Genomic DNA, 4,452 nt, shown 5'->3' with positions numbered 1-4,452 from the left:
ACTCAGTAGTGAAACGATGCATCGCCGATGGTAGTGTGGGGTTTCCCCATGTGAGAGTAGGTCATCGTCAAGATTCATTTCGCAAAACCCCTATCTGCGCATGCAGGTAGGGGTTTTGTCTTTAAGTAGGAACTACAGAGATTTCGCGGGTACGTCCTCAGGACGGACCGGCACACAGAATTTCTTGACGACCATAGAGCATTGGAACCACCTGATCCCATCCCGAACTCAGCAGTGAAACGATGCATCGCCGATGGTAGTGTGGGGTTTCCCCATGTGAGAGTAGGTCATCGTCAAGATTCAAATAAAAACCCCTGTCTGCGCTGCAGACAGGGGTTTTTTCTTTCCGGGCTACAGCAAGCTGCCGTAGCCTCACTTGGATACTAGCGGGCGAGTTGTTTGTCCAGGTAGTTCCTGATCACCCGCGCGCCATTGTTCAGGTGCTGCTCCAGCACCCTGACTGCCTCGTCGACCAGCTTGTCAGCCGCCGCATCGACCAAGGCGTTATGGTCGTCCTGGGTCAGCTTGCCAAGCCCCATGGACGACAAATGAAAGCGCAGGAAGCGTTCTTCCTCGTTCAGCTCGTTCTCGATCAGGCGCAGCAGTTTCTGGTTGGATGCCTTCCCATAGAGCGCCATATGGAACAGCCGATTGAGACGACCGATTTCCGCATGGCTGGTTTCGTTCTCCAGTTGCTGGATGTAGCCTCGGGCGCTGGCAATGTCGCTGGCATCGAGCAGCGGGATCGACTGGCGCAGCGCTTCGCTTTCGAGCAGTACGCGCAACGCATAGGTGTCGACCGCGTCCTCGCCAATCAACGGTGCGACCACCGCGCCCTTGTGCATTTCCACCTTGAGCAGCGATTGCGCCTCCAGCTGGCGCAGCGCTTCGCGCACCGGCATGCGGCTGACGCCGAACAAGTCCGCGATTTCCTGTTGGCGCATGGCAGTGCCGGGTGGCAGGCGGCCATCGAGAATGGCGCTGCGCAGGCGCTCTTCGATGACACCACGGGCCAGGTGTGCCGGCAGCTGCTCGCTGGCCAGCACGTTACTGAGTTTGATTTTCTCGGCCAAGCGAAGTGTGCCTCGACGACAAGAGTTGGATCCAATAAAGCTAGTGATAGGCAAGGGGCCTTGTCAAACCGGCACCCGCAACGGGGTGCGCGCAGCAAGACCACGAATATGTTGGATCAACTTGCCAGGCAAAGGAAGCGGTACGCCTTGAGGCCTAACAATAAAGTGATAGCAGGCCGACCACCGGTGACATGATTGCAGGGTGCCATTGTCTTTTGAGCCTCCAAGCCGCACCATCGCCACTTGGAATGACCTGAACAGGGCCTCGCAGTGGCGATTACCTGGCTGCTCAAAACCGCCGTGCGATGTGTTGGCCTTGCCCTGCTGCTGGGTAGCTTGCTGCTGGGCGCGTTGCACGCGGATTGGGACTTTGCCGAGATCAGTCGCAAGGCCCAGGCATTGTACGGCCCGCTTGGCGCAGGCAAGGGCCGAATCGATGCCTGGCAGAACCTGATGGCTACCCAGAGCCAGGGCAGCGAGCTGCAGCGCCTGCAGGTGGTCAACCAGTTCTTCAACCAGCAATTGCGCTATGCCGAAGATATCGACCTGTGGCACGAGGTCGACTACTGGGCCACTCCGATTCAGGCGTTGATCAAAGGGGCCGGCGACTGCGAGGACTACGCCATCGCCAAATACTTCAGCCTGCGTCGCATGGGTATCCCCAGCGAAAAGCTGCGCATCACCTACGTCAAGGCCTTGCGCCAGAACCGCGCGCATATGGTCCTGACCTATTATTCAAGCCCACAGGCGCAGCCACTGGTGCTCGACAGCCTGATGGACGCGATCAAGCCGGCCAGCCAGCGGACAGACTTGCTACCGGTATATGCCTTCAACGGTGAAGGCCTGTGGCTGACCGGCGCTGCAGGCAACAAGAAGGTCGGCGACACCAAGCGCCTGTCCCGCTGGCAGGACGTGTTGAAGAAAATGCAGGCCGAAGGGTTCCCGGCCGAACCGGTTTACTGAAGGAGCACAGATGTCACTGTTCAAACAATTGCTGTTGGCCATTTGCCTGTTCCTGGTGGTCGCGTTCAGCGGCAGCTTCATGGTCAGCCTGGAAAGCTCGCGCAGCCAGTACGTCAACCAGTTGCGTTCGCACGCCCAGGACGCGGCCACTGCGCTGGCATTGTCGTTGACGCCGAATATCGATGATCCGGCGATGGTCGAGCTGATGGTCAGCTCAATCTTCGACAGCGGCTATTACGCCAGCATCAAGGTCATCGACCTTGGCTCCAACGCCGTGCTGGTGGAGCGTCATGCCGAGCCAGACCCTGGCAGCGTGCCCGCCTGGTTCATCCACCTGATTGGCCTGGAAGCGGCCGGTGGTGATGCCATCGTCAGCCGCGGCTGGCAGCAGGCGGCGCGGGTCGAGGTGATCAGCCACCCGATGTTCGCTATCGCCAAGCTCTGGCAGAGCGCATTGGGCAGCCTCGGCTGGCTGTTGTTGTGCGGGGCGGCCAGTGCTGTGCTGGGTGCCTTGCTGTTGCGCCGCCAGCTGCGGCCGTTGGACTACATGGTCGAGCAGTCGCACGCCATCGCCCGCCGCGAATTCCTCAGCCTGCCAGAGCTGCCGCGCACGCCGGAACTGCGCCGTGTGGTGCAGGCGATGAACCAGATGGTCGAGAAGCTCAAGGCCTTGTTCACCGAGCAGGCCGAGCGCAGTGAGCGGTTGCGCGCCGAGTCCTATCAGGACAGCCTCACCGGGCTGTCCAACCGGAGGTATTTCGAGATGCAGCTGACTGCCCGGGTCAGCAACCTGGAAGAAGCGCGTGCCGGTTACCTGCTGCTGCTGCGCGTGCAGGGCCTGGCCGGGCTCAACGCACGTTTGGGCGGCCAGCGCACTGACCAGCTGCTGCAAGCGGTGGGTGAGCAGCTGCGCCGTACCTGTGCCAGCTTCCCGGAAACCAACGACCTGATTTCCCGCAGCCGGGGCGGTGAGTTCGCTGTGCTGGCTCCGGGCATGGTCCATGAAGAGGCGGTGCAGCTCGCCCAGGCGCTGGAGGCGACCTTGCTGAGCCTGCACGAGACAGGTGCCAGCGACGTGGACCCGGTTGCCTGCATCGGCCTTGCTCCGTTCAGCCCCGGCGACGCTCCTCAGGCGCTGCTCAAGCTGGCCGACGAGGCATTGGCCCGTGCCGAGAATCAACCAGCTCCAGGTTGGGTATGCCTTGAGCAGGGCGTGGCCGCTGTGGCCGGCGACAGCCAGCATGCCTGGCACACACGGTTGGATGAAGCCTTCGTAAAAGGGCAGTTCGAGCTGTATTTCCAGCCTGTGGTGGATGCCAGGCAGACGCAGCGGGTCCTTCATCACAAGGTGATTTCACGCCTGCACGACGACCAGGGCGAAGCGTTGCCAGCCGGCCGCTTCCTGCCATGGCTGGAGCGCTTTGGCTGGATGTCGCGGCTGGATGTGCTGGTACTGGAGAAAGTGCTGGGGCATCTGCGTGGCCATGACCAGGTACTCGCGCTCAACCTGTCTGCTGCAACGCTGGCCGACCCTGCAGCCTTGCAGCGTGTGTACGAATTGCTAGGCCAGAACCCAGCGCTGGGCGCGCGGTTGATATTCGAGATCGGTGAGGAGCAGTTGCCCGACCAGGCCTCGCTGGAAAAGCTCACCCGACGTCTGCATGGCCTGGGCTTTGGCCTGGCACTGCAGCGCTTTGGCGGCAGGTTCAGCATGATCGGCAACCTGGCGCATCTGGGCCTGGCATACCTGAAGATCGATGGCAGTTACATCCGCAATATCGATCAGGAACAGCACAAGCGCCTGTTCATCGAAGCGATCCAGCGCGCAGCGCACAGTATCGACCTGCCGCTGATCGCCGAGCGGGTAGAGACCGAAGGGGAGCGCGGCGTGCTGGTAGAGATGGGGGTGGGCGGTATTCAGGGGCAGCTGGTCGGTGAGCCGGCCCCCTGGCGCTGACCTCAGGTACGTTGGGGCGCATTGCGCCCCGCAGGCTCAGATCAACCCGCCTTCCTCTTCTTCCTCGATCAGGTTGTTCAGGCTGCCCAGCGCCTTGCGCGCGCTGGAGCGGTTGAGCAACTTGGCCTGGGCCCCCGGCGGCAGGTCGGTGATGCTGAATACGCCCTTGGCCGTGAGCACCTCGATCAGGTCCTCGAGCACGCGGATCATGTCCAGGTCACTCTGCTTGAGCTGCTTGAGGCTGTTTTCGACGACATCGTCGGCAAACCACTCCTGCACTTGCGCATGGTCGGCGGGCAGGATTTCCGTGTACTCGGCGTAGGGCGCGGCTTCCACCCGTGCCAACTGGCCCTCGCTGTCGCGTTGCACATAGAACATGGCGTCCATCCTCGTCACGTTGAGTCCTCAAGGGTCGGTTCTGGCGCAGCATAGGCAACTTTGCCCGGCTGCGCCTGCCCG

Annotated in this window: 4 protein-coding genes and 1 rRNA gene; 3 read left to right on the top strand and 2 right to left on the bottom strand. The window is 61.6% G+C overall.

The genetic code is table 11. The features are described from left to right. Positions 1-183: 183 nt before the first annotated feature. Positions 184-299 (top strand): 5S ribosomal RNA (gene rrf, locus CAF78_RS27300). Between the two features lie 84 nt (positions 300-383). Here rrf and CAF78_RS27295 read toward each other — a convergent pair. Further along, on the bottom strand, positions 384-1,073 hold the full coding sequence (locus tag CAF78_RS27295; RefSeq protein ID WP_085691079.1) for a GntR family transcriptional regulator: 690 nt from the start codon (positions 1,071-1,073) through the stop codon (positions 384-386). A gap of 270 nt (positions 1,074-1,343) precedes the next feature. On the opposite strand from CAF78_RS27295, the gene lapG reads away from it, so the two are divergent. Together lapG and lapD are read left to right on the top strand one after the other, a co-directional pair. Continuing rightward, positions 1,344-2,036, top strand: coding sequence for a cysteine protease LapG (gene lapG / locus CAF78_RS27290; protein ID WP_085691077.1), 693 nt, complete (start codon positions 1,344-1,346; stop codon positions 2,034-2,036). Positions 2,037-2,046: 10 nt separating this feature from the next. Next, complete coding sequence (gene lapD / locus CAF78_RS27285) at positions 2,047-3,993, top strand: cyclic di-GMP receptor LapD (RefSeq protein WP_085691075.1); 1,947 nt, start codon at positions 2,047-2,049, stop codon at positions 3,991-3,993. Positions 3,994-4,029: 36 nt separating this feature from the next. Here lapD and CAF78_RS27280 read toward each other — a convergent pair whose 3' ends face one another. Next, positions 4,030-4,371, bottom strand: coding sequence for a tryptophan synthase subunit beta (locus CAF78_RS27280; RefSeq protein WP_085691073.1), 342 nt, complete (start codon positions 4,369-4,371; stop codon positions 4,030-4,032). Positions 4,372-4,452: the final 81 nt, after the last annotated feature.

The sequence above is a fragment of the Pseudomonas sp. R28(2017) genome (assembly GCF_002112505.1).
In the GTDB taxonomy this organism is placed as follows: Bacteria; Pseudomonadota; Gammaproteobacteria; order Pseudomonadales; family Pseudomonadaceae; genus Aquipseudomonas.
Note: the sequence above shows the minus strand (reverse complement) of the source record. Positions and strands in the feature narration are given on the sequence as shown.

Excerpts from the sequence above, each read along its gene's own strand:
- lapD (WP_085691075.1), top strand. The coding sequence starts at position 2,047 with ATGTCACTGTTCAAACAATTGCTGTTGGCCATTTGCCTGTTCCTGGTG.
- CAF78_RS27280 (WP_085691073.1), bottom strand. The coding sequence starts at position 4,371 with ATGTTCTATGTGCAACGCGACAGCGAGGGCCAGTTGGCACGGGTGGAA.